Origin of the sequence: Flagellimonas cixiensis (assembly GCF_042134615.1) — a bacterium.
GTDB lineage: Bacteria > Bacteroidota > Bacteroidia > Flavobacteriales > Flavobacteriaceae > Flagellimonas > Flagellimonas cixiensis.
In genome coordinates this window covers 104,425-129,003 of record NZ_CP169639.1, presented here as the reverse complement: position 1 = coordinate 129,003, position 24,579 = coordinate 104,425, and the positions used below count along the sequence as shown (strand labels likewise).

General features: G+C 42.2%; 16 protein-coding genes. 5 read left to right on the top strand and 11 right to left on the bottom strand.

Annotated features, from left to right (window positions below):
* Nucleotides 1-59: 59 nt before the first annotated feature.
* Nucleotides 60-1,859, top strand: coding sequence for a glycoside hydrolase family 15 protein (locus ABT310_RS00590; RefSeq protein WP_375324831.1), 1,800 nt, complete (start codon nt 60-62; stop codon nt 1,857-1,859).
* Between the two features lie 63 nt (nt 1,860-1,922).
* On the opposite strand, the gene ABT310_RS00585 is transcribed toward ABT310_RS00590, so the two are convergent.
* The 6 genes from ABT310_RS00585 to ABT310_RS00560 are packed head-to-tail and all read right to left on the bottom strand — an operon-like array spanning nt 1,923 to nt 8,649.
* Nucleotides 1,923-3,728 (bottom strand): acyl-CoA dehydrogenase family protein, encoded by a 1,806-nt coding sequence (locus ABT310_RS00585; RefSeq protein WP_375324830.1) that lies wholly within the window; start codon nt 3,726-3,728, stop codon nt 1,923-1,925.
* 41 nt (nt 3,729-3,769) lie between these two features.
* Nucleotides 3,770-4,123 carry a four helix bundle protein gene (locus tag ABT310_RS00580; protein ID WP_375324829.1) on the bottom strand — a complete coding sequence of 118 codons (354 nt, stop codon included), beginning with the start codon at nt 4,121-4,123 and terminating at the stop codon, nt 3,770-3,772.
* A gap of 37 nt (nt 4,124-4,160) precedes the next feature.
* The gene (locus ABT310_RS00575; RefSeq protein WP_375324828.1) at nt 4,161-5,351 is read right to left on the bottom strand and encodes an acetyl-CoA C-acyltransferase; all 1,191 of its coding nucleotides are present in this window, start codon (nt 5,349-5,351) and stop codon (nt 4,161-4,163) included.
* 37 nt (nt 5,352-5,388) lie between these two features.
* Complete coding sequence (locus ABT310_RS00570; protein WP_375324827.1) at nt 5,389-5,736, bottom strand: four helix bundle protein; 348 nt, start codon at nt 5,734-5,736, stop codon at nt 5,389-5,391.
* A 39-nt stretch (nt 5,737-5,775) separates the two neighbouring features.
* A complete protein-coding gene (locus tag ABT310_RS00565) occupies nt 5,776-8,181 on the bottom strand; it encodes a 3-hydroxyacyl-CoA dehydrogenase/enoyl-CoA hydratase family protein (protein WP_375324826.1) in 2,406 nt (801 codons plus the stop codon).
* Between the two features lie 15 nt (nt 8,182-8,196).
* A complete protein-coding gene (locus ABT310_RS00560; protein WP_375324825.1) occupies nt 8,197-8,649 on the bottom strand; it encodes a MarR family winged helix-turn-helix transcriptional regulator in 453 nt (150 codons plus the stop codon).
* Between the two features lie 206 nt (nt 8,650-8,855).
* Between ABT310_RS00560 and ABT310_RS00555 the strand changes: the two genes are divergently transcribed.
* Nucleotides 8,856-10,439 carry a BspA family leucine-rich repeat surface protein gene (locus ABT310_RS00555; protein WP_375324824.1) on the top strand — a complete coding sequence of 528 codons (1,584 nt, stop codon included), beginning with the start codon at nt 8,856-8,858 and terminating at the stop codon, nt 10,437-10,439.
* A 549-nt stretch (nt 10,440-10,988) separates the two neighbouring features.
* Here the strand turns inward: ABT310_RS00555 and ABT310_RS00550 are convergent.
* Nucleotides 10,989-12,758, bottom strand: coding sequence for an AMP-dependent synthetase/ligase (locus ABT310_RS00550; RefSeq protein WP_375324823.1), 1,770 nt, complete (start codon nt 12,756-12,758; stop codon nt 10,989-10,991).
* Nucleotides 12,759-12,885: 127 nt separating this feature from the next.
* A complete protein-coding gene (gene purL / locus ABT310_RS00545) occupies nt 12,886-16,581 on the bottom strand; it encodes a phosphoribosylformylglycinamidine synthase (protein ID WP_375324822.1) in 3,696 nt (1,231 codons plus the stop codon).
* 236 nt (nt 16,582-16,817) lie between these two features.
* Here purL and ABT310_RS00540 point away from each other — a divergent pair, with 236 nt between their 5' ends.
* Nucleotides 16,818-18,410, top strand: a complete 1,593-nt coding sequence (locus tag ABT310_RS00540) for an amidohydrolase (RefSeq protein ID WP_375324821.1) — start codon at nt 16,818-16,820, stop codon at nt 18,408-18,410.
* Between the two features lie 769 nt (nt 18,411-19,179).
* Here ABT310_RS00540 and ABT310_RS00535 read toward each other — a convergent pair.
* Entirely contained in the window at nt 19,180-20,394 is a 1,215-nt protein-coding gene (locus ABT310_RS00535) for an RsmB/NOP family class I SAM-dependent RNA methyltransferase (protein ID WP_375326129.1), read from the bottom strand.
* Nucleotides 20,395-20,454: 60 nt separating this feature from the next.
* Here ABT310_RS00535 and ABT310_RS00530 point away from each other — a divergent pair, with 60 nt between their 5' ends.
* Nucleotides 20,455-21,486, top strand: a complete 1,032-nt coding sequence (locus tag ABT310_RS00530; RefSeq protein WP_375324820.1) for a WD40/YVTN/BNR-like repeat-containing protein — start codon at nt 20,455-20,457, stop codon at nt 21,484-21,486.
* A gap of 108 nt (nt 21,487-21,594) precedes the next feature.
* On the opposite strand, the gene ABT310_RS00525 is transcribed toward ABT310_RS00530, so the two are convergent.
* Nucleotides 21,595-22,479, bottom strand: coding sequence for a BT1926 family outer membrane beta-barrel protein (locus ABT310_RS00525; RefSeq protein ID WP_375324819.1), 885 nt, complete (start codon nt 22,477-22,479; stop codon nt 21,595-21,597).
* 98 nt (nt 22,480-22,577) lie between these two features.
* A complete protein-coding gene (locus tag ABT310_RS00520; protein WP_375324818.1) occupies nt 22,578-24,245 on the bottom strand; it encodes a hypothetical protein in 1,668 nt (555 codons plus the stop codon).
* A 52-nt stretch (nt 24,246-24,297) separates the two neighbouring features.
* Between ABT310_RS00520 and ABT310_RS00515 the strand changes: the two genes are divergently transcribed.
* A complete protein-coding gene (locus ABT310_RS00515; RefSeq protein WP_375324817.1) occupies nt 24,298-24,495 on the top strand; it encodes a hypothetical protein in 198 nt (65 codons plus the stop codon).
* Nucleotides 24,496-24,579 lie beyond the last annotated feature (84 nt).

Sequence of the window (24,579 nt, the reverse complement as noted above, 5' to 3'; positions counted from 1 at the left end):
AATCGGGAAATTCGGGCGCAAAACCAATTCATTTTAACCCTTTTGAGAATAATTGAACTATGGACAACTTGAATTATGGAATTATAGGCAACTGCCGAAGTGCGGCATTGATTTCCAAAGAAGGTTCTTTGGACTGGTGTTGTTTGCCCGAATTTGACTCTACTTCGGTTTTTGCCAAACTGCTGGATGAAAAAAATGGAGGCAGTTTTGAAGTGATTCCCATTGGGGATTATACCATAGATCAAGCGTATTTTGAAAATACGGCTATTTTGGTGACAAAATTCACAGAAGGTGATAATGTGTTCGAGGTTCATGATTTTATGCCAAGGCACCACAAAATGAATGGAAAGTATCTGGCACCTCCTGAAATTATCCGATATGTAAAGTATGTTTCAGGGAGCCCGAAAGTACAATTTAAGTACGACCCCAAGTTGGAATATGCGGTTGGAGAGACCTCTCATTATATAAAAACGGATTTTATTGCGAGTCTTACGCACGAGAAAAAGTACGATACACTGTTTTTATATACTTCTTTTGATAAAGAAGGTGTTTTGGACAATCGGACCATGACCCTTCATGAGGATGGCTATTTTTTGATTTGTTATCACGAAAAAATATTGAAACCGTCGACCCAAAAAACAGCTTTGGAACTGGAACGTACCAAAGTGTATTGGATGGATTGGGTGGATAAGACGCCGACCTATGAAAAGTTCAATAAGCAAATCCTTAGGAGTGCCATTACCCTAAAAATGTTGACCTACGATAAAACTGGTGCTGTTTTGGCAGCTGCCACAACCTCGCTGCCCGAAACCATTGGTGAGGTTAGAAACTGGGATTACCGTTTTTGTTGGATTCGAGATGCTTCCATGGTAATTAAGGTAGTCTCAGAGTTGGGACATAAAAATTCAGCTAAAAGATACTTGCAATTTATTATTGATTTGATGCCGGATAAGGATGAAAAACTCCAAATTATGTACGGTATCAATAAGGAAAAAAAGCTGACCGAATATTCCTTGGACCATTTGGAAGGATATAAGGGCTCTAAACCTGTTCGTGTGGGAAATGCTGCCTATATGCAAAAGCAGAACGACATTTATGGCATTCTGATGGATGTGATTTACGAGCAATTACGGTCTTTTAGCAACGATATTGAAAATGTGGAAGAACTTTGGAACATCACCAAAGGTATTGTTTGGATTGTGGGCAAACACTGGCGAGAACCGGACAAGGGTATTTGGGAGTTCCGAGGTGAGGATAGACACTTTACCTTTTCCAAAGTACTGTGTTGGGTAGCCTTGGATAGAGCCATAAAAGTGGCCAAAATGTTTGGTAAAACCCGCAAGCTTGAAAAATGGACGGCTCTTGAGCAGGAAATTAAGGAAGACATACATACCAATGCTTGGAACAGCGATATCAATGCTTTTGTACAGTCCTACGGTTCGCGCCATTTGGATGCTTCAGTTTTGTTGATGGAACCTTATGGTTTTATACATCCACGAGACCCAAAATATGTGAATACGGTTAAAGCCATCGAGAATGAATTGAGCAATGATGGGCTATTGTATCGCTATAAAAATGAAGATGATTTTGGACTTCCTTCATCATCCTTCACCATTTGTACATTTTGGTTCATCAATGCCTTGTTCAAAATTGGGGAAGAGGAAAAGGCCTTGAAGCAATTTGAACAGCTACTGAGTTACAGCAACCATCTTGGGTTGTTTAGTGAGGACATCGATTTTAAAACCAAAAGATTGCTTGGAAATTTCCCGCAAGCTTATTCACACTTGGCTTTGATTGAATGTGCCATCAATTTTTCAGGAAAGAAAAGAGACGAACACATATTGGAATCGATTGGATAAAAAAACGCTCCATGAAGGAGCGTTTTTCAAAACCATCATGGTTTTACCAGAAATATATCTGAATTAGTCAAAGGTATACCCGTTATCAGCGGCCACTTTGTCTGCTATCTGCGTACGAAGTTCCACTACATTGGGTTGATTTGTGTATTTGGTAAAGCGTTTTAAGCCCATCAGCATCATACGTTGCTCATCACCTTCGGCGAAGGAAACGATTGCTTCCTTGCCTTTTTGTTGAATGATGTCCACAGCTCTGTACAAATATAATTTTGACATGGCTATTTGAGCAGCTTGTTTGTCTTCACCAAAACGTTTTGCGTTTTTCTCTGTTCTTAGGATGGCAGATTCCACCATGTAAATTTGAATCAGAATATCGGAAGCGGCCATCAATAACATCTGGTGTTCTTCCAAATCAGGTCCAAATTTTTGAACGGCGCTACCGGCCACCATCAAGAATACTTTCTTTAATCGGGCCACCAAATCCTTTTCTTCGGCAAATAATTCCGAAAAGTCAGGTGTTTCAAAGGAAGGGATTCCCATTAATTCTTCTCCAACGGCAGTTGCAGGACCTAAAAGGTCCACATGCCCCTTCATGGCCTTCTTTACCAACATGCCAACCGAAAGCATACGGTTGATTTCGTTGGTTCCTTCATAAATGCGGGAAATACGGGCATCTCTCCAAGCCGATTCCATTGGGGTATCAGCGCTAAAGCCCATTCCTCCAAATACTTGAATTCCCTCGTCGGTGGTGTGCTGAACGTGTTCGGACACGGCCACTTTCAAAATAGAACATTCGATAGCGTATTCTTCAACACCTTTAAGCTCGGCTTCTTGGTGTGAATTTCCACTGGCTTCGCGAATGGCTATTCTATCCTCAATGTTTTTAGCGGCACGATAACATGCGGCTTCATCCACATAAGCATTGGTGGCCATATCGGCAATTTTAGCCTTTATAGCACCAAAATTTATAATGGGAGTTTTAAACTGGATGCGATCGTTGGCATATTTAGTGGCTTCGTTCACAATGCGACGTTGTGCTTCCAAGCAGGCAGCAGCCAATTTGATTCGCCCAACGTTCAAAGCGTTCATTGCAATTTTAAAACCGTTTCCTCTTTCGGAAAGCATATTTTCCACTGGGACCTTGGTCTCGTTGAAAAACACTTGACGGGTAGAGGAGGAGTGAATCCCTAATTTCTTTTCTTCATCTCCTAAAGAAATCCCATTCTCGGGGTCGTTCTCCACAATAAAACCGGTAATATATTTATCGTCTTCGATTCTAGCAAAAACAATAAATAAATTACAGAACCCTGCATTGGAAATCCACATTTTTTGACCGGTAATGCTATAATATTTTCCATCTTCGGACAAAACAGCCTTGGTTTTCCCTGAATTGGCATCGGACCCTGCTCCTGGTTCCGTTAAACAATAGGCCCCGAACCATTCACCCGTAGCCAATTTGGGAACATATTTTTGCTTTTGTTCTTCCGTTCCATATAAGGTGATGGGCATGGTGCCAATTCCAGTGTGGGCTCCAAATGCTGTACTAAAAGAACCTGTTGCACCAGAAATATAGTCGCAAACCAACATGGTGGAGACGAACCCCATTCCCATTCCGCCGTAAGATTCAGGAACAGCTACGCTCAAAAGACCGAGCTCGCCTGCTTTTTTCATGCATTCTTCGGTGTAGGCGTAGTCTTTTTTCTCAAAACGCTCCCAATGCGCCCAAAGTTCTCGGTCTACGAATTCCTTGGTGCTTTCGCGCATCATTTTTTGTTCTTCGTTAAGGTCTTCAAGGGTGAATACGTCCTCGCATTTGGTCTCCTTGACCAAAAATTGACCTCCTCTCAGTATGTCTTTTTCAATTGTTTCCATTTTTGATAATGATTAAAGAAGATAGAAAATAGATGAAAGACTTATTCCAATCTGTTTTGAAACACCATGGTCATTTTTTGCCATTCCTCAATTTTATCTTCAAGTTCGTTTAAATTTTTAGTGTTAATATAGTTTCGATGTTTAGCAATTAAGAGTTGTGTTCCTAGTTCAAATGAAGACCCGAGTGCAACATTTATAAAATATTTGAAGGATTTGTCTGTTCTGGAAGAACCCTCGGCAATGTTACTCGGCATTGAAACCGAACACCTGCTTATTTGGGAACTTAAATCGTACCTCTCATGTTTAGGAAAGTTGAGTAGCAAATCAGAAATATCATTTGCTATTTCCAATCCAAGTGACCAAATCTTCAAATTTTTATAGTTATGTCGTTTCATTATGAAAACTCTCTGTTCTCTAGTCTCTTTTCAAATATTAAGAAAGGAATTCAAAGATACCCGCAGCACCTTGTCCTGTACCTACGCACATGGTTACCATGCCGTATTTGCCTTTCATGTCGCGCTTACGCATTTCATCAAATAGCTGCACGGAAAGTTTTGCTCCTGTACATCCCAGTGGGTGACCGAGTGCAATGGCTCCTCCATTTACATTTACGATTTCTTCATTTAAACCTAATTCACGAATTACGGCCAATGACTGTGACGCAAATGCTTCGTTCAATTCAATAAGGTCTACTTGGTCTTGTTTTAATCCTGCTTGTTTCAATGCTTTTGGAATGGCTTTTACGGGTCCAATTCCCATGATTCTGGGTTCTACACCAGCCGCGGCATAGTTGACCAATCGAGCAATGGGTTCCAAGTTGAGTTCTTTCACCATTTCTTCGCTCATCACCATCACAAAGGCGGCTCCATCGCTCATTTGCGATGAATTCCCAGCGGTGACACTTCCACCAGCGGCAAAAACAGGTCTTAATTTGTTCAAGGTGGGAATGTTTGTTCCTGCTCTTGGGCCTTCGTCCTTGTTTACGGTATAAGTTGTTGTTTCCTTTTTACCAGAAGCATTTACAAAGGTGTGTTCTACCTCTATGGGAACAATTTGATCTTGGAATCGGTTTTCGGCCTGTGCCTTTAAGGCTTTCATGTGTGAATTGTAAGCAAAAACGTCTTGATCTTCTCTGGAAACCTTGAATTGTTTTGCAACGGCCTCGGCAGTTAATCCCATGCCCCAGTAGTAATCCTCGTGCCCTTCTTTGGCCGTGGCATAGTCCGGAGTGGGTTTGTACCCTCCCATGGGGATGTAACTCATACTTTCTGCTCCTCCTGCGATGATACAGTCGGCCATTCCAGATTGAATTTTAGCCGTGGCAATTCCAATGGTTTCCAAACCTGATGCACAGTAACGATTCACGGTTACCCCTGGCACATCATCCACATTAAGTCCCATGAGGGAAATAAGTCGAGCCATGTTAAGGCCTTGTTCCGCTTCGGGCATGGCGTTGCCAACGATAACGTCGTCAATACGTTTTTTGTCCAATTGCGGAAGCTCTTTCATCATGTGTTCAATGGTCTCCGCAGCCAGTTCATCTGGTCGTTTAAACCTGAACAACCCTTTGGGCGCTTTGCCAACGGCTGTTCTGTATGCTTTTACGATATATGCTGTTTTCATTTAATTAGTATTGAGAATTGAGATGTGAGTATTGAGATTATAGTTTTTGCTGGAGTGCATAAATCATTTTTTGAATTTCAATACATTCATCTATAAGTATTTGTACGTTCTGGTTTTTAATCAAGTTTAATTCAATTGTTAAAATCAATTGCGTTTGTAATTCGTAAAGTGAACCGTTCGCAATACCTAAAAAGTGCTTGAACTCGTTGTTTGAATTTCTGCCCGCTCCTTCAGCAATATTGGAAGGGACTGAAACTGCACTTCTTTTAATTTGATTTATCAAACCAAATTTTTCATCTTTTGGTAACTCAGGCATCAGTAGGTAAATAGCTTTGGATAGTTGAATTGATTTCTTCCAAATTTTTAAATCTTCTACTTTGTGCATATCTGATTACTCAATTCTAGAATCTCACTACCATCGCAATTAATTGCGAAGCGGTTTACCAGTTTTCAACATGTGTTGGATACGCTCCAATGTTTTTCTTTCGGTACAGAGTGAAAGGAATGCCTCTCGCTCCAAATCCAAAAGATATTGTTCAGTAACCATGGTAGCTTCAGACAAATCACCACCAGCCATTACGTAGGCTAGTTTGTCCGCAATCTTCTTATCGTGTTCCGAAATATAATGTCCTGCCTCCATGGAATCGGTTCCTACCAAGAACATTCCCAAGGCTTGTTTTCCTAGGACTTTTACATCTTTTCGTTTTACAGGTTTGGTGTACCCAGCTTCAGCCATTAATTTGGCATGTGCCTTGGCTGTTGCAATCTGTCGGTCTTTGTTCACGACCACCACATCTTTTCCTTTTTGAAGAATACCCAAATCGTAGGCTTCATAAGCTGATGTGGATACTTTTGCCATTCCAATGGTCAAGAAATATTCTTGAAGCACGTTCAACTCCACATCATTTTTTCTAAAGGTATCCGAGGCGCGAAGTGCCATTTCTTTGGAACCTCCACCACCAGGAATAACCCCTACGCCAAATTCTACCAATCCGATATAGGTTTCTGCGGCAGCCACCACTTTATCCGCATGGAGTGAAAGTTCACAACCACCTCCCAAACACATGCCATGAGGGGCAGAAACGGTTGGGATTGACGAGTAGCGCATGCGCATCATGGTATCTTGGAACATTTTTATGGCCATGTTTAGCTCATCGTATTCTTGTTCCACGGCCATCATAAAGATCATTCCAATGTTGGCCCCAACGGAGAAGTTGGCAGCTTGATTACCAACCACCAATCCTTGGAAATCTTTTTCGGCAAGGTCGATGGCTTTGTTCAATCCTGCGAGTACATCGCCTCCAATGGTATTCATTTTAGACTGGAACTCACAGTTAAGGATTCCATCACCCAAATCTTCGATAACAACACCGCTGTTTTTGAACACTTGGTTTGATTTTCTGATGTTGTCTAGTATAATGAACGCATCCTGACCAGGAACTTTTTCCATGGCTTTTTTGCTGATGTCGTAAAAATAGGTGGCACCATCTTTTACGGTGTAGAAAGAATTCACTCCTGCAGCTTGCATGTCGGCAACCCACGAAGCGGGCTCCAATCCTTCAGCCTTGATGAATTCCAAACCTTTTTCGAGTCCAACGGCGTCCCAAATTTGAAACGGCCCGTGTTCCCAACCGAATCCAGCTTTCATGGCGTCGTCTATTTTGTAAAGTTCATCCGTAATTTCAGGAATACGGTGTGTCACATAAGCAAACAGGGCACCAAAGCTCTTTCTGTAGAATTCTCCAGCTTTATCTTTTCCGTTGACCAAAACCGGAAAACGGTAAATGACTTTATCAATGGTTTTGGTGAGCTCCAAAGTGGCAAACTTTGCACTTTTTTTGGAGCGGTAATCCATGGTATCCAAATCCAAGGTTAAGATTTCGCTCTTACCATCGTCACCTTTAACTTTTTTATAGAACCCTTGACCTGTTTTGCTTCCCAACCATTTGTTTTCCATCATGGTGCTGATGAAATCTGGCAATTGGAAAAGTTCGTGGCGTTCATCGTCTTTGCAGTTTTCACTGATTCCGTTGGCCACGTGCACCAAAGTGTCCAAGCCAACCACGTCAACGGTACGGAAAGTAGCGGATTTTGGACGGCCAATTACGGGTCCCGTGAGTTTGTCCACTTCTTCCACCGTCATTCCCATTTCTTTTACGGCATGGAAAAGACTTTGAATGCTGAAGATTCCGATTCGGTTTCCGATGAATGCGGGAGTATCTTTAGCCACCACAGAGGTTTTGCCTAAGAATTGCTCTCCGTATCCGTTCAAGAAGTCCAACACATCTTGGGAAGTTTTTGGACCAGGGATTATTTCGAAAAGTTTTAAATATCTGGCAGGGTTGAAAAAGTGCGTTCCACAAAAGTGTTGTTGGAAATCTTCGCTTCTTCCCTCACTCATAAATTTAATTGGAATTCCAGAGGTATTGGAAGTAATCAGGGTGCCTGGCTTTCTGTGTTTGTCCAGATTTTCGAACACCTGTTTTTTAATGTCCAAGCGTTCCACCACCACTTCAATAATCCAATCCACATCGGCCACTTTGGAAATATCATCTTCCATATTCCCTGTGGTGATGCGATCTGCAAATTTTTGATGGTAAATAGGGGAGGGTTTGGACTTTAATGCGGCTGCCAATGAATCGTTTACGAGACGATTGCGAACGACTTTATCTTCCAAGATAAGGCCATTGGCCTTTTCCTTTTCGTTGAGTTCCCTTGGAACAATGTCCAACAATAACACCTCGACCCCAATATTGGCAAAATGGCAAGCAATGCCACTGCCCATAATACCGGAACCAATTACGGCAACTTTGTTTATATGCCTTTTCATGTGCGAGTTTGTAAATTAATTATTAGCTGTTTTTATAGTATAGATCTTCTTGTCGACAATTAATTTGTTGATGACGTCCACAGTTTTAAAAAAACCGTTCAAATCTTGTTCGGAAAGATGTTCTTTAACCACTTCATTAAACCGAAGCACCACTTCCTTGGATCCTTCCCTTTTTTCAAGCCCCAGTGGAGTAAGGTGAATGAGAACACCGCGCCCATCGTTGGGGTTGGGTTTTCGTTCGATGTATCCTCTAGCTTCAATATTTTTTAATATTCGCGACAAACTTGTTGCCTCCATTCCCATTTTGGGTCCCAAAGCTGTACTTGGGGTGCCTCCTTTTGGGTCAATGCTCAACAAAGTAAAACCAATGGCCATGGTCAATTCATAGTTTTTGGCTTCTTCGTTGTACATTTTGCTTACCGCCTGCCAGGTTGCCCTGAGAGCGTGATCAATGGTCAAATCCTTCATAGAACCAGTTTGGTGTTCTCAAATATAATAAAATTTATTATGCATGCATAATAAATGGAAATAAAGATAAGGGCAAGTTCGGTTTGTTTTTTGCTTTCCAGTTTCACATCCGTCAACCCAAACAGGGCATCCGTCAAATCATAGGTCAAAAAGCCCACTGATTATAGGATATTGCACTGGAACACTGTTGATCAAAACCAACATTTATGAACATCAACATAGTAATTAGTGTAACCCTTTCGTTGGTTCTTCTATGGTCTTGTGGCAAAGGCGAAGATTCTGAAACTTCCGAAAATATTGCTCCGAAGATTGAAGCCCAGAATTTTAAAGTTCTTGAAAATATTTCCAGTGATACCAAAATCGGCCCGGTTGAAGCCATAGACGAAAACCATGATAAGTTGTTGTTTGATACTCTAGACAATGAACTCTTTGAGATTGATGATTCGGGCTACCTTAGTCTAATTAATGGAAAGACTTTAGATTATGAATTTGCCAAGGAACATAATGTAACGGTTATTGTGTCCGATGGAAAAGCGGATAACAAAGCCAGTATCACCATTGAGGTTTTAAATGTTGATGACGGAATGTCGGAGGATCCAAACTCTTTTATAACCAAATGGGAAATTCCAAATGACAATTTTGAATTGACCATTGGCACCTCAACAGTACTAAGCTATAATTATTCCATTGATTGGGGGGATGGTTCTCAGGTAGAGAATCTCTCAATTAAAAATCCAACACATATTTATGAGAATAGCGGCACCTACTTTGTAGCTATTCAAGGCGCTTTTCCTCATATCATGATGAGAGAGCAACCTCTTCATAATAGAAAGGCTTTAAAGAATATCGAACAATGGGGAAATATTTCTTGGGAAAGTTTTTCTTCAGCTTTTGCTCTATGCCAATGGGTAGAATATAATGCAACTGATGCGCCCAACATAGACAAGGTTGAACGGATGGATGAAGCTTTTTTCAATGCCATAAGTTTTAATGGTGATTTAAATGCTTGGGATGTAAGTAAGGTTACGGATATGCACGGTATGTTTAAAGGTGCAGAAGTGTTTAACGGTAATATCAGTGATTGGAATGTGGGCAATGTAACCAATATGGGGCATATGTTTTACGGGGCAAGTTCTTTTTCTGGGGATTTAAGTAGTTGGAACGTAAGTAATGCTACTAGAATGGATGGTATGTTTTATGGTGCCATTCAATTTAATGCCAATATTGGAAATTGGAATGTCAGTAATGTCAACAGAATGGATCAAATGTTTGCCTATGCAGAAAGCTTTAATTCCAATATAGGAAATTGGAATGTAAGCAGTGTGACAAGGATGGATGGCATGTTTTTGAACGCTTCCCAGTTTAATCAACATATTGGTGCATGGAAAACAAGCAATGTTGAGTTAATGTTCAAGATGTTTGAGAATGCTTCCTTATTTAACAGCGATATTGGCAATTGGGATGTCGCGAATGTGGCAAATATGTCTGAAATGTTTTTAAATGCCAGTTCTTTTGATCAAAACGTGAGTGCCTGGGATATTGGAAGTGTTTCAGGAAACTCTATGTCCAATATGTTTGATGGCACCATAATGTCCAGGGAAAACCTTAATGCTACTTTAATAGGATGGAGTGACTATGTGCAACAGAACAATGGTCCATTTGGAATAAAACTGGGAATTGATAATCTAAGTTATTGTGGGCAACCCGCCATAGCTGCTTCTAAAACTTTGGTAGATGATTATTTTTGGGAATTACAAGGGAATTTTGACCAAAGTCCAAATTGTAAATAAGCTAGTTTGTTGTTGTTTTTAAACAGATTTCTCACCCTCTCTTCGCTCGGTTCGAAATGACAATTAAAGGTACATTGTCATTCTGAAGGAGTGTAACGATTGAAGAATCTATTCAGCATCAACCCATCAAAAAAAAGATTTCTCACACTCCCTTCGGTCGGTTCGAAATGACAAACAGTCTTGCTTCTTGGCTCTTGTCTCTTGAATCTAGATTCTTGTTTCGAAAAGGAGATGCTTCGCTTCGGCTTACTTCGACTCCGCTCAGCAACCATCGCTCAGGTATTGGTTTAGCTTGTCATTCTGAAGGCGTGCAACGACTGAAGAATTTATTCAGCCATCAACACATCAACAAAAAAACAGATTTCTCACACTCCCTTTGGTCCGTTCGAAATGACAAAGGGTAAGTCTTGATTCTTGGGTCTTGTTTCTTATTGAAGATTTCTCATTTCCATTCGGCTTACTTCGACTCCGCTCAGCAACCACCGCTCAGTCATCGGTTCAGAATGACAATTGAGTGTTGTTAATTGATTATTGACAATTGAACATTGATTAATGTCCGTAAATATCGTTGTATAACGCTAGGTATTTCTCTTTGACAATTTTACGTTTCAATTTCATGGTGGGGGTCAGGTGTCCACCATCCACGCTCCAAATGTCGGGGGTGAGTCTAAATTGCTTTACTTTTTCCCAACGTGCGAATTCTTCGTTGGCCAAATCCACTTCTTCTTGAATACGGGCCACTACTTTTTCATTTTGAACGATATCGGAATTGTCTCCCAAGGTAATGTCGTGTCTTTTAGCCCATTCCTTTACAAATTCAAAGTTAGGTTGAATCAAGGCAGCGGGCATTTTCTCACCCTCACCAATTACCATTATTTGTTCTATAAATCGGGATTGTTTAAATCGGTTTTCCAACAATTGGGGAGCTACATATTTCCCACCGGAAGTCTTGAACATCTCTTTTTTACGATCCGTAATGCGAAGAAATCCTTCGGCATCCACCTCACCAATATCCCCAGTGTGGAAATAATCACCGGTCATTACTTCTGCTGTTTTTGCAGGATCTTTATAGTACCCAAGCATTACATTGGGCCCTTTGCACAGAATTTCGCCGTCTTCGGCTATTTTTACTTCTACACCATCGATGACTCTTCCAACAGATCCTATTTTCCATCCGCGGTTACGTTGATCGTTCACGGCAATTACAGGAGAGGTCTCGGTGAGTCCGTAACCTTCCATCACTGGCATTTCGGCTGCACCAAATACCCTTGCCAATCTGGGTTGTAACGCAGCACTTCCAGAAACCATTACGGATAGCTTTCCGCCCAATCCTTCTTTCCATTTGCTGAAAATAAGTTTACGGGCAATGGCCAATTTTTGTTTGTACATCCAGCCGTTGGCATTGTAGGGTTCAAATTGAAGCCCAACATCCACGGCCCAAAAGAATAGTTTTTTCTTGATGCCGGTTAAAGCAGATCCTTTGGCAATGATGGCATCGTATACTTTTTCAAGCAAACGAGGTACCACGGTCATTACATCGGGGTGCACCTCTTTTATGTTGTCACTGATTTTATCAAGTCCTTCTGCAAAATGGATTTCGATACTGCAATATTGATAAAGATAGAGCAGCATTCTTTCAAAAATATGGCACACCGGTAAGAAGCTCAAGGCCACACCACCACTTTCAAAAGGTACTCGTTTTTCACTGGAAACCACATTGGATACGATATTATCGTGCGACAACATTACCCCTTTAGGTCTTCCAGTAGTTCCCGAGGTATAGATTAAAGTCGCTAGATCTTCAGGCCTAACCGCATCTTTTAACTTATCAACCTCCTCTTGGTTGGAAGTGTCTTCACCCAAATCCAATACCTCTTTCCAGTTTTTGCAATTGTCCAGTTGGTCAAAAGAATAGACCTCTTGCAAATTTTTAAGACTGGAACTGATCGATAGCACCTTTTCCAATACTTCACCACAAGAAACAAAACAGTATTTGGCCTCGGAATGGTTGAGAATGTATTCGTAGTCCTCTTCGGAAATGGTTGGATAAATGGGAACGTTCTGCGCTCCAATTTGAAGTATTCCAATATCCATAATACTCCATTCCGTTCTGTTGGTCATGGAAATTACGGCAATTTTTTCGTTGGGTTTTACGCCCAAACGCAAAAGGGCCCTACTTACGGCATTCGCCTTGTTAATGAATTCTTGGGTTGAGGTTGCAATCCATTTGCCATTGCTTTTGGTGACCAATGACTTTTGTAGGGGATGATTCGTAAGCTGGTAATAAGGAAAATCAAATAACCGTGAAACCGTTTGCATAGTAAGTTTTATGTTAAGCGGTTGCAAATTAGCAAAACAGACCTTAACTAAGAAACTGATTTAACAATTAACTTGTATAATTATTGCAAAATTCCCAATAAATCCTCTCTAACCCTTGTTGGATTTATTAATTTTCCAAGTTTTCTAACCAAAGCCTAGCGTTCACAAAGGCCTGTAACCAAGGCGAAACCACATCGTTTCTATCCTTTGGATAGTGCGCCCAGTTCCAAGGGAAGGTAGACCGCTCAATGTGAGGCATGGTTACCAAGTGACGACCTGTTTTATCGCAAAGCATGGCCGTATTGTAATCACTACCGTTCGGATTGGCAGGATAGCCCTCGTAACCGTATTTGGCCACTATGTTGTATTGGTCCTCTGCATGTGGTAGGCTAAATTTACCTTCACCATGACTGATCCAAACCCCTAAAGTAGTTCCAGCTAAATTGGAAAGCATTACCGAGTTGTTTTCTTGAACTTTTACAGAGGTGAAATTACTCTCGTGCTTGTGTGAATCGTTATAGGTCATTCTACCGTGTGTACCATGTTCCGGGTTGATCAAATCTAATTCCATGAACAATTGGCAACCATTACAGATTCCAACAGAAAGTGTATCGGGTCTAGCAAAGAAATCTTTCAAGGCCTTGTTCGCTTTTTCATTGTATTTAAAAGCTCCGGCCCATCCTTTGGCACTGCCCAACACATCGGAATTGGAGAATCCACCGACTGCCCCAATAAATTGAATATCCTCCAAGGTTTCCCTTCCTGTGATGAGATCCGTCATGTGCACATCTTTCACATCAAAACCGGCCAAGTACATTGCATTGGCCATTTCGCGCTCGGAATTACTTCCTTTTTCACGAAGAATAGCTGCTTTTGGACGTTGGCTGAGCTTTGGTTCCTGAACGGAGTCGAAGGAAGCCGAAACCACTGGTAGTTTCCCATCAAAATTTTCAGGGAAAACATATTGTAAAGGTTGCTCCTTGTAATTGTCGTAACGGTTTTTGGCCAAACCATTAGCAGTTTGTTTGCTGTCCAGCAAATAAGAAGTTTTGAACCAAGTGTCGCGTAAAGAAGCTATGTTCAATCCGATTTCGATACCATTGTTTTTGATTTCCAAGGTGCTTTCGGAAGTTGGAACACCGATTTTAGCATATTCAACCCCAGACGACTCCAGTACTTTTTCTACCGATGCATCTTTGGCTTGGAACACCACACCAATGTTTTCAGAGAATAATAGTTTGATGGTGTCTTGTTCGCCAAGAATTGATACATCCAATTGGGCTCCCAAGTCGTTATCTGCAAAGCAAAGTTCGAGTAAAGTGGTAATCAAACCTCCGGATGCCACATCGTGACCAGCCAAAATCTGACCACTTTTGATTAATTCCTGCAAGGTATTGAAAGCAGTTTTAAAATAGCCTGCATCCAAAACTGATGGGGCTTCATCCCCAATGCCATTCAGAATCTGTGCAAAGGACGAACCACCCAATTTGTGGCTATCTTTAGATAGATTGATGTAGTAAATAGCTCCACCGTCTTTTTGTAAAACGGGCTCCACCACCTGATTGATATTATCGCAATTCGCAGCAGCTGATATGATCACGGTCCCTGGTGACAATACTTCAGCATCCTTATATTTTTGTTTCATGGAAAGTGAATCCTTTCCTGTGGGCACGTTGATGCCCAAATCAATCACAAAATCAGATAAAGATTCCACTGCGGAATACAAACGGGCATCTTCGCCTTCATTTCTACAGGGCCACATCCAGTTGGCGGAAAGCGAAACGGATTTTAGTCCATCTTTTAAAGGCGCCCAAACAATATTCGTCAAGGATTCCGCAACACTGTTTCTACTTCCGGCCACAGGGTCAATCAATGCGGAAACAGGGGAGTGGCCAATACTTGTGGCAATCCCTTCTTTTCCTTTAAAATCGAGGGCCATAACGCCGCAGTTGTTCAACGGCAATTGCAAAGGTCCGGCACATTGCTGTTTTGCAACACGTCCACCTACACAACGATCCACTTTGTTGGTCAACCAATCCTTACTGGCTACGGCTTCCAATTGCAATACCTGCTCCAAATAATCGTGGAAGCGTTCCAAGGAATAGGATAGGGCCGGATATTTTTGTTGCACCGATTTGTCGTCCATGATGGTTTTTGGAGAGCTTCCGAACATATCGGAAAGTTCCAAATTCATGGGTGTTTCTCCTGTTTCTCCAGAAGTGAATTTAAAAGTGTGGTCGCCAGTAACTTCACCTACATTGTACATTGGAGAGCGTTCACGGGCCGAAACACGGTCCAACAATTCTAAATCTTTTTCCCCAATCACCAATCCCATTCGTTCTTGGGATTCGTTACCAATCAATTCTTTTTTGGAAAGAGTAGGGTCACCAACAGGCAACTTGTCGGTATCAATGGTTCCTCCAGTTTCCTCTACCAATTCGGACAAACAGTTTAAGTGTCCACCTGCTCCATGGTCGTGAATGGAAACAATGGGGTTATCGTGGCTTTCAAACAATCCGCGAACGGCATTTGAAGCTCTTTTTTGCATTTCGGGGTTGGAACGTTGTACCGCATTCAACTCGATGGCCGAACTAAATTCCCCAGTATCTGCACTGGATACGGCAGCACCACCCATCCCGATGCGGTAGTTGTCTCCACCAAGAACAACAATTCTGTCTCCTTTTTTCGGAGTATCCTTAAGGGCTTGGTCGGTTTTTCCATAACCGATACCTCCAGCCATCATAATTACTTTATCGAAGCCCAATTTTCTGGCTTCTTCTTGGTGTTCAAAGGTCAGAACCGAACCCGCAATCAAAGGTTGACCAAATTTGTTCCCGAAGTCGGAGGCACCGTTGGAGGCTTTGATCAAAATATCCATTGGCGTCTGGTACAACCAATCTCTTTCTTTCATTCCTTTTTCCCACGGACGGTTTTCTTCCAAACGGGAATAGGAGGTCATATATACGGCCGTTCCAGCCAAAGGTAACGAACCTTTTCCACCTGCTAAACGGTCACGAATCTCACCTCCAGAACCTGTTGCAGCACCGTTGAAAGGCTCCACCGTGGTCGGGAAGTTGTGGGTTTCCGCTTTTAGGGATAATACGGAATCAAATTCCTTTTCTTCGTAAAAGTCGGGTTTGTCAGCTGTTTTTGGTGCAAACTGAATCGCTTTTGGCCCTTTTATGAAAGCAACATTGTCTTTGTATGCAGAAACAATATCGTTTGGATTCGCTTCGGATGTCTTCTTAATCAATTTGAATAGGGAAGAGGGTTTTTCTTCTCCATCAATCACGAAAGTTCCGTTGAAAATTTTGTGTCTACAGTGCTCGGAATTTACCTGACTGAATCCAAACACCTCGGAATCCGTCAACTTGCGTCCCAATTTTTTGGCCAAACCTTCCAAGTAGGCAACTTCTTCCTCGCTTAACGCCAATCCCTCTTTTTCGTTGTAAGAGGCAATGTCATCAATCTCTTGAATGGCTTCTGGAACAATATTTATGGTGAAAATATCTTGTCCTAAAGACTTGTATTTTTGAGATAGCATTGGGTCAAAATCGGCGAAATCCTCAGATACAGCATGGAATTCCTCAATTCTGATGATGCCGGTGATGCCCATGTTTTGGGTGATTTCGGTGGCATTGGTACTCCACGGGGTGACCATGGCTGCACGTGGCCCAACAAAAAAGGCGTCGAGTGACGCCGCTTCTATCTTAGGCTGGTTGCCAAACAACCAAGTCAGTTTGTTACTATCTTCCTGTGCGATTTCCTGAGCGGTTTGGACGGCAAAAACCTTAGTAGCCTTGTCCCCAAAAAAATGGATCATACAATCTTTGCGTTGAACGGTTTAAGAAAGTGCAAAAATACGATTTTGCTGCGTATTTCGTCCTACCAAAAAAGGGTTTTGTTAACGAAGTGCTGTTGATAGTATGTATGGTTGAAAAAATAGGGCAATAAAATTTATTAATTCACCAAAAGTGTTTTTGCAGAATCAATTTTAAAGCGAGGATTAAACTTGTTTTCCTATCTTAGGAGAATTATAGCTAACTCAAAACCAACCTTATGAAAACAACCAAAATCCTGTTATCTGGGATATTGCTTTTCGCCGGTGTTGCAACCGCCACCGCACAAAAAAAGTACTCCAAAAGTCAAGTCAAAAAATTCAAGGCCGAAGTAGAGGCCATAGTGGAAGCCAATAAAAAGCAGACACAAGTAATGGTCGATAAAATTTTCAGCTTTGCTGAACTCGGTTTTCAAGAAGAAGAGAGTTCCAAATACCTTACGGGCATCTTGGAAGAAAACGGTTTCGCCATTGAGCATTCCATTTCCAATATTCCAACAGCATGGTTTGCTACGTGGAGCAATGGCGATGGCCCTGTAATCGCGTTGGGAAGTGATGTGGACTGTATTCCAAAAGCATCGCAAACCCCTGGGGTTGCCTATCACAAACCCTTAGTGGACGGTGCACCTGGACATGGCGAAGGACACAATGCAGGTATTCCTTTGAACATTACTTCTGCTCTTGCCGTAAAGGAAGTAATGGAAAAAGAAGGAATCGGAGGCACCTTGATTCTATGGCCTGGTATTGCCGAGGAATTGGTGGCTGCCAAAGCATGGTATGTGCGCGATGGCCTGTTTGATAAAATAGACATGTGTATTTTCACTCACGTTAGCAGTAATTTAAGTGTTTCTTGGGGACCTACCCGTGGAACGGGATTAATTTCTGTAGAATATATGTTTGAAGGTGAGGCCGCCCACTCGGCAGGAGCACCGTGGAGGGGTAGAAGTGCCTTGGATGCTGCAGAACTAATGAATGTGGGGTGGAATTACAAGCGAGAGCACTTGCACCCATTGAAGCGTTCCCACTCCATTTTTACCGACTCTGGTGACCAACCCAATGTTGTGCCTTCCAAAGCAGGTATTTGGTTCTATTTTAGGGATGTAACTTATGAGGGAATTATGGAAATGTACGCAGAGGCCAACGATATTGCTAAAGGCGCTGCCATGATGACCGGAACTACAATGACATCTAGAGTACTGGGTACAGCTTGGCCAAGACACTATAACAAGGTGATTGCCGAGACCATGTACGAGAACATTAAGCAAGTTGGATTGCCTACTTGGTCTGAAGCAGATCAAAAATTGGCCAAAGCAGTGCAAACCGAAGTGGAATCCAGAAAAATTGAAGGATTACCCACCGAGCTTTCAGAGATTGGCCTTCCTGTATTGGAACCTGTAAGTGGTGGTTCTGATGATATTGGTGATATTTCTTGGAAAGTTCCTACGGTTACCATGCGTTTCCCATCCAATATTCCAGGATTGCCCGGTCACCATTGGGCCAATGCCATAGCCATGGCAACGCCGATTGCGCATAAAGGGGCTACAGCTGGGGCCAAAGCTGAGGCGATGACCATTATGGATTTCTTGCTAAAACCTGAATTATTGACCCAAGCCTGGGATTATTTCAACAATGAGCAGACCAAGGAAACCAAGTACGAGCCTATGATTTCTGCGGATGATATGCCTCCAACATTCTTGAACAAAGACAAGCAAGATATGTTTAGACCTGCTCTGGAGAAATTTTACTACGATGAAACCAAATACGATAGTTATTTGGAGCAGTTGGGTGTTGAATATCCTACGGTGAAACAATAATGGAATAATTTGTCACATCGAGCGGAGTTGGGATGTTTATTGCGTTCTCGACTGCGCTCGAACTGACAACATCATAGGTTTTTTGTTTAGATTCTTCAGTCGTTGCACTCCTTCAGAATGACAATAAATCTAAGAATCAATAAATCCAATTTTCTTGCCGTCTAACAATGTACTGTTTGACTCGAAGTATCTCGAAGTTCCTCAAATTCCCACGAATATATAAGTGGTTGTAAATCTGATTTTTTCCTGATAGTAGTTGAGGTTTAATTGCGTTCTCGACTGCGCTCGAACTGACAATTTCCTGTATCATCTATAGATTCTTCAGTCGCTGCGCTCCTTCAGAATGACAATAAATCTAAGAATCAATAAATCCAATTTTCTTGCCGTCTAACATTGTACTGTTTGACTCGAAGTATCTCGAAGTTCCTCAAATTCCCTCGAATATATAAATGGATGTCATTCTGAGTCGTTGCCTGAGCGTAGTCAAAGGCAAGCGAAGAATCTTTTACGCTCAGCATCCGTAAGAAATAAAATTATTTTACCCGCTACTCTTACAATTCAAAATTGTCATTCTGAGTGAAAGGAAGAATCTAACAATCCAAGAATCTGTTGGTTGACACGAATTTCACGAATTCTCTCGAAAAAAATCTAGATTACTCTCGATGTGACAATACTTTATTTCTATTCGTTTAGATTCTTCAGTCGTTTCACTCCTTCAGAATGACAAAAATCTAAGAATCAAAAAATCCAACAATCTAGCAATCCAAGATTACGCTTTCTTCTTCAACAAGGCCATATAAAATCCATCAAATCCCGTTTCGGAAGCGAATACGTTTCGTTCTTTTACAAATTCAAAGTCTTTTCCGTTTTCGGATTCCAAAAACTTTTTGACTTGCTCTGAATTTTCTTGAGGTAAAATAGAGCAGGTGGCATAGACCATTTGTCCGCCTTTTTTCACCATTTTGCTGTAGTTCTGAAGAATATCTTGCTGAACTCCCATAATGCGGTCCACAAATTCTGGCTCCAATTTCCATTTGGAATCTGGATTTCTTTTGATTACGCCCAATCCAGAGCAGGGTGCATCCAACAACAATCTATCGGCACTGTTGTGCAGTTTTTTGATCACTTTGTTGGAATCAATTACTCTGGTTTCCACATTGTGTACCCCATTGCGTCGGGCTCTTTTTTTGAGCTTTTTCAATTTACTTTCATAAATATCCAAAGCAATCAATTGCCCTTTGTTTTTCATTTGGGAAGCCAAATGCAATGTTTTTCCGCCAGCTCCTGCACAGGCATCAATGACTCTTTGCCCGGGTTCTACTTCCAAAAATGGAGCTACCAATTGGGAGGAGGCATCTTGTACTTCAAAAAGACCATCCTTAAAAGATTGGGTCACAAAAACGTTTTGACGCTCTTTGAGTTTTAGGGCATCGGGATAGTCCTTTAAGGTTTCGGTTTCAATCCCCTCTTTGGACAAAAATGTTTTAAGCTGAGGTTTTGGAACTTTGAGCGTATTGGTACGAAGAATTACTTCGGCCTGTTGGTTTTGTGCAGCTATTTCCTTGGTCCACAATTCAGAACCCAAAGATTTTTCTCCTAGCTCATCCATCCAATCGGGAATGGACTCCCTGTATTTTCGAATTTTGGAAAGTTCATCGAACCGCCCTTTAATGCGTCGTTCTGGTGTGCCCTCCAATTGTTTCCAATCTGGAATTCGAACACCACGCAACACACACCAAACCCCGAATAATCGAAATAATTGTTCTCGACTGTAGGGTTCGTGTACTTCGGCAATTTCTGAGTACAAGCGTTTCCAACGAACAATTTCGTAGGTGGTCTCGGCGATAAAACCTCGGTCTCTGGAACCCCATCGCTTATCGTACCGCAATACTTTTTCAATCACTTTATCAGCATATTCCCCTTCATTAAAAATCATGTGAAGGGCATCAATTACGGCAAATACCAAGTTTCTGTGTAAACGCATCATATCAAATAAGGTTGCAAAGGTATGATTTCTGCTTACTTTTGGGGGAAAATAAATACAATGAGGTATATCCTTCCCCTTTTTGCCGTGCTGGTTTTGTTTTCTTGTGCTAAAGAAGTTAAAAAACAACCTTTTAAAACGCTGAGTGTCACCCCGGTCTTTGAAGATTCGGTAAGTATACGTGCCATTACTTTTTTGGACAGCAGAACGTTGGCCTTTGCGGGCAGCAACGGTGTGTATGGCACTGTAGATGTGAACTCTGGACAAGTGCGAAGCAATATTCAAACGTATGATTCCCTAACGCCGAGTTTTAGGGCCGTGGGACATACCTCGAAGGATTTTTTCATGCTTTCGATTGAAAGTCCAGCTTTGCTGTATAAAACAGGGGACCAAGGAAAAATGGAGGTGGTTTACAAAGAAGAGGGCGAGGGCGTTTTTTATGATAGCCTTACTTTTTGGAACGACTTGGAGGGAATTGCCGTTGGCGATACGGTGGATGGTTGTCTTTCGATCATCATCACGAGGGACGGTGGAAATTCTTGGACCAAAATACCTTGTTCGGAATTGCCAGAAGGTGTTGACGGAGAAGGTGCTTTTGCGGCAAGTAACAGTAATATTGCCGTGCAGGGCGATAAGGCTTGGATTGGCACCACGGAAGGGCGAGTTTATTTTTCTGCGGATAAAGGAGCAACTTGGCATATTCAGGAAACCCCGATTATTGCCAGTGAACCTACCCAAGGCATTTATTCCATGGCTTTTTTTAATGAAACTTTAGGGGTTGCAATTGGCGGGGATTATACGAAACCAAGTTCAAGGGTAAAGAATAAAATAAAGACCACGGATGGTGGAAAAACGTGGCAATTGATTGCGGACGGACAGGAGCCGGGCTATAAAAGTTGTGTGCAGTTTGTGCCCCATTCGGAAGGAAATGCCTTGGTCGCCGTTGGGTTTACCGGAATTTCCTATTCTGCTGATGGGGGTGAAAGCTGGAAACAGCTTAGTGAGGAACCTTTTTTTACGCTTCGTTTTTTGAATGACTCCACCGCTTTTGCGGCAGGCAGCAAGCGAATTGCCAAGCTGGATTTTAAATAAAAAGAGCGGCGATTGCCGCCGCTCCTCAACAAACTAACTAAACACAAAAAAGTCAGAAAATCAAATTTGATTTTCTGACTTTTACAGGGCTCATTCTATTACTTCAACTTAGATTCTAATTCCAATCTTAAAATGAGTCTGTGTAAATGCAGCCCAAGTAGAGTTCTGTGCTTCCAAAACTTCTAAACCTGGTGCCGGTAATTGCTGGCTACGGGCGTGGATAAATGTCAATGGACGTACTTCAAAACCGATATACAGTCCTTTGAGCAAATAAAAATCCGCACCACCTACCAATTGAAAGCCAAATCCATGTGTTGTAGCTTGGCGTGCCCCAACATCGTAAATGAGTGGTTCGTTGATATCATCTACATCATAGGAACCCGAATAGATCACGGTAGGATCGTATTGGGTGGTGTTGGCGTAGTAATAATTTAGGTTAAGACCCACATAAGGTGATAAACGGTTGAACCTCGATGGAAAATGGTATTCCCCACCTGCGGTTAAATACAACTCGGTGATTTTATCCTCTTCGATGGAGGAGTAATGTGGAATCCAAACCGCATTGGAGGAATTGGGATCGTTGCCTGGCACCAAATCACCATTTTCGTCTTCATGGAATTGTTGCATGTTTTGAAGTGCCGGCGTACTGCGGTGCAAAAAGCCCCCTACCAATTTTACAGCGATGTTGTCCATGATAAAATAACGGGCCTCACCACCGGCAATGTTGGTAATGTTGTTGGTGTTGTTGCTTACCGTATTGGCATAGGGAGCGTTTCCATAAAGGGTCCATTGGGAATTGCTTCCTGGTTGAATGGGCACATTTACGTTGGTCATAAAATTGCCCCTACCAAAAAGGATGGCCCCGGTAAAATCGCCTTTTTTTGGCGTATAGTCCACGGAGGAACCGTCGGTATCGATGCTGCCGCTGGTCTGTGCTTGGGCCAGACCCAAACTCAACAACGCAACGCAGCATATGGTTATGTATTTTTTCATATGATTTCTTCTTTAGGAAATTTTATGGGTTACTGGTTATGTTAAGGGCAGTGCGCGCTTGGCGTGCACTGCCCCAAACTCTTTATTTTCTCTAAAGATTATGATGCATCCTGTGATGCCAAGGCATCGTTATAGGCTGCCAAATACCCAGCGGCCAAGGCCATATAGGCTTCATACTCGGCATTTAGGTTTGCCAAATGCTCTTCTTCAACGGCAATAGCTGCCAACCATTCGGTTTCGCTGATGGTGTTGTCGTCCAACATTTTTGCTTTTTGCTCCAAGGTAATCTCGGTATCTTCTATATCGTCCCTTAGGTCTTCGATACTTTCATTGATAGCTTCCAACTGGCCTTCCAATACGTCCAATACATCCCAAAGTTCACCTATATTGTTATCGATTACCCAGTATTGGTCCCATAATCCGTTAACCACATCTTGGGCGGCCTCTGCATCGTCTTCCAATTGTACCAAACTGGAAACAGCAGTATCGTAGTCGGCTTGTAAGTTGGCTACATCTTGTTGCTCATCGCCCAAGGTTTCTTGCAATTGGGCCAAATCATCGTTTAGGTCGGCCAAATCGTTGTTTGCTGTTACAATATTTGCTTCTAGGTTGTCAACAGCTGCTTGGGCTGCATCCCTTACAAATAAGGCAGCATCGTAGGTGTTCTGTGGGCCTGCAGCATCGGTTTCGGCATCGTTCAATGCAGCATTCGCATCGTTGGTTGCAGCAATGGCGGCATCCAAATCGGCTTGCGCAGCGTCCAATTCTGCTTGTGTAGCGTTACCGTTGTTAAAATCGTTCAATACAATATTATAGTCGATCTGTGCTTGGTATTCAGCATTTTGTGCCGCATTCAAATCAGCTTCTGCTGCGCCTATGGCCGCTAAGTATGGGGCCAAAGCAGTGGTGGCGTTGTTTAAAGCGTTTTGTGCCGTGGTTGCTGCCGTGTTGGCATCTATTAAGTCGATTTCGAACATTGCGATTTCGTCTTGTTTTGCGGCAATTTCAGCTTCTTTGTCGGCAATGTCTCCTTCGGCACCTGCAATATCACTAACTTGAGCTTCGTAATCCTCAATAAGGTCTTGGGCATCACCTAAGGCATCCCAACCGGCATCGGCAGCTTGTTGAGCTTTTACAATTTCTACCTGCAGGGCGGCCTTGTCGTTTTCGTAGCCTTGTAGCGTTCCCCAGATTTCGGCTATTTCGGTCTGTGCGGAGGACGGATCCGCCTCTACACCTTCCAAGATGACCAAAGCAGCTTGTTGTGCTGCCAGGGTGGCTTCTAGTTTGTCCAAATCGCGTTGGATGATCTTAGATGCCAATTCAAAGGATATTAAATTTTCTTCTTCAATAGTAGGGTCTTGGGCTCCGATCAATTGTTGCATCTCGGCAATAAGGGCCTCTTGTTCAATTTTATCGCCTTGCACACTAACTGCATCACCCAGGGCACCAGTATACAAGTCGAGCAAATCTGCGGCTTGTTCCAATCCTTGGGTTCTAAGATATAATTCCAACGAATCAGAATATTTCTGAGCTTCTAAGTTGGCCAATGCGATGGCTGAAGCATTTTTGGCAGCTGCCAACTCTATTTCAAGTTCTGTTAGGGCATTGTCCAAACGTTGTTTTTCCACTCTTTCGTTGAAGAGGTCTACTTGGGTCTGTCGTAGTGCCGCTACTTCTTCGGACACTTCGGGTTTGCTGCACGCGGTAAATAAAGTAGGTACTGCTACCATGGCAACGATAAGGGGTCTTACAAATTTTTTCATTTTAAATTTTTATGATTAATAATAATTTTCTTTTTGGTGGAAAATTGGGCGAATGCCAGACATTTTCATAGCAACCAAAAAAATGAATGATTTAGCGGCAATACTAGGCATCTTTTTTAGGTGGGAACGGAGGCGTTTGATGAATGCCCCTTTTGAATTGATGGATTTGGGGTTTGAATTGATGGAGGTTGGCCGAGAATTGATGGATTTGGGTTTTGGATTGATGGATTTGGCGCACAGACTGGTTTGACTTTGGGTAGGGATGAGGGGTGAAAAGTGAAAGGTGAAGGGTGAAGGGTGAAAGGTGAAAGGTGAAGGGTGAAAGGTGAAGGGT

Bases quoted from the DNA above. Each gene is read 5' to 3' on its own strand.
- ABT310_RS00565 (WP_375324826.1), bottom strand. From the start codon at position 8,181: ATGAAAAGGCATATAAACAAAGTTGCCGTAATTGGTTCCGGTATTATG.
- ABT310_RS00530 (WP_375324820.1), top strand. From the start codon at position 20,455: ATGAGGTATATCCTTCCCCTTTTTGCCGTGCTGGTTTTGTTTTCTTGT.
- ABT310_RS00585 (WP_375324830.1), bottom strand. From the start codon at position 3,728: ATGGAAACAATTGAAAAAGACATACTGAGAGGAGGTCAATTTTTGGTC.
- ABT310_RS00535 (WP_375326129.1), bottom strand. From the start codon at position 20,394: ATGCGTTTACACAGAAACTTGGTATTTGCCGTAATTGATGCCCTTCAC.
- ABT310_RS00575 (WP_375324828.1), bottom strand. From the start codon at position 5,351: ATGAAAACAGCATATATCGTAAAAGCATACAGAACAGCCGTTGGCAAA.
- ABT310_RS00550 (WP_375324823.1), bottom strand. From the start codon at position 12,758: ATGCAAACGGTTTCACGGTTATTTGATTTTCCTTATTACCAGCTTACG.
- purL (WP_375324822.1), bottom strand. From the start codon at position 16,581: ATGATCCATTTTTTTGGGGACAAGGCTACTAAGGTTTTTGCCGTCCAA.
- ABT310_RS00580 (WP_375324829.1), bottom strand. From the start codon at position 4,123: ATGAAACGACATAACTATAAAAATTTGAAGATTTGGTCACTTGGATTG.
- ABT310_RS00525 (WP_375324819.1), bottom strand. From the start codon at position 22,479: ATGAAAAAATACATAACCATATGCTGCGTTGCGTTGTTGAGTTTGGGT.
- ABT310_RS00555 (WP_375324824.1), top strand. From the start codon at position 8,856: ATGAACATCAACATAGTAATTAGTGTAACCCTTTCGTTGGTTCTTCTA.
- ABT310_RS00560 (WP_375324825.1), bottom strand. From the start codon at position 8,649: ATGAAGGATTTGACCATTGATCACGCTCTCAGGGCAACCTGGCAGGCG.
- ABT310_RS00540 (WP_375324821.1), top strand. From the start codon at position 16,818: ATGAAAACAACCAAAATCCTGTTATCTGGGATATTGCTTTTCGCCGGT.
- ABT310_RS00520 (WP_375324818.1), bottom strand. From the start codon at position 24,245: ATGAAAAAATTTGTAAGACCCCTTATCGTTGCCATGGTAGCAGTACCT.
- ABT310_RS00515 (WP_375324817.1), top strand. From the start codon at position 24,298: ATGCCAGACATTTTCATAGCAACCAAAAAAATGAATGATTTAGCGGCA.
- ABT310_RS00570 (WP_375324827.1), bottom strand. From the start codon at position 5,736: ATGCACAAAGTAGAAGATTTAAAAATTTGGAAGAAATCAATTCAACTA.
- ABT310_RS00590 (WP_375324831.1), top strand. From the start codon at position 60: ATGGACAACTTGAATTATGGAATTATAGGCAACTGCCGAAGTGCGGCA.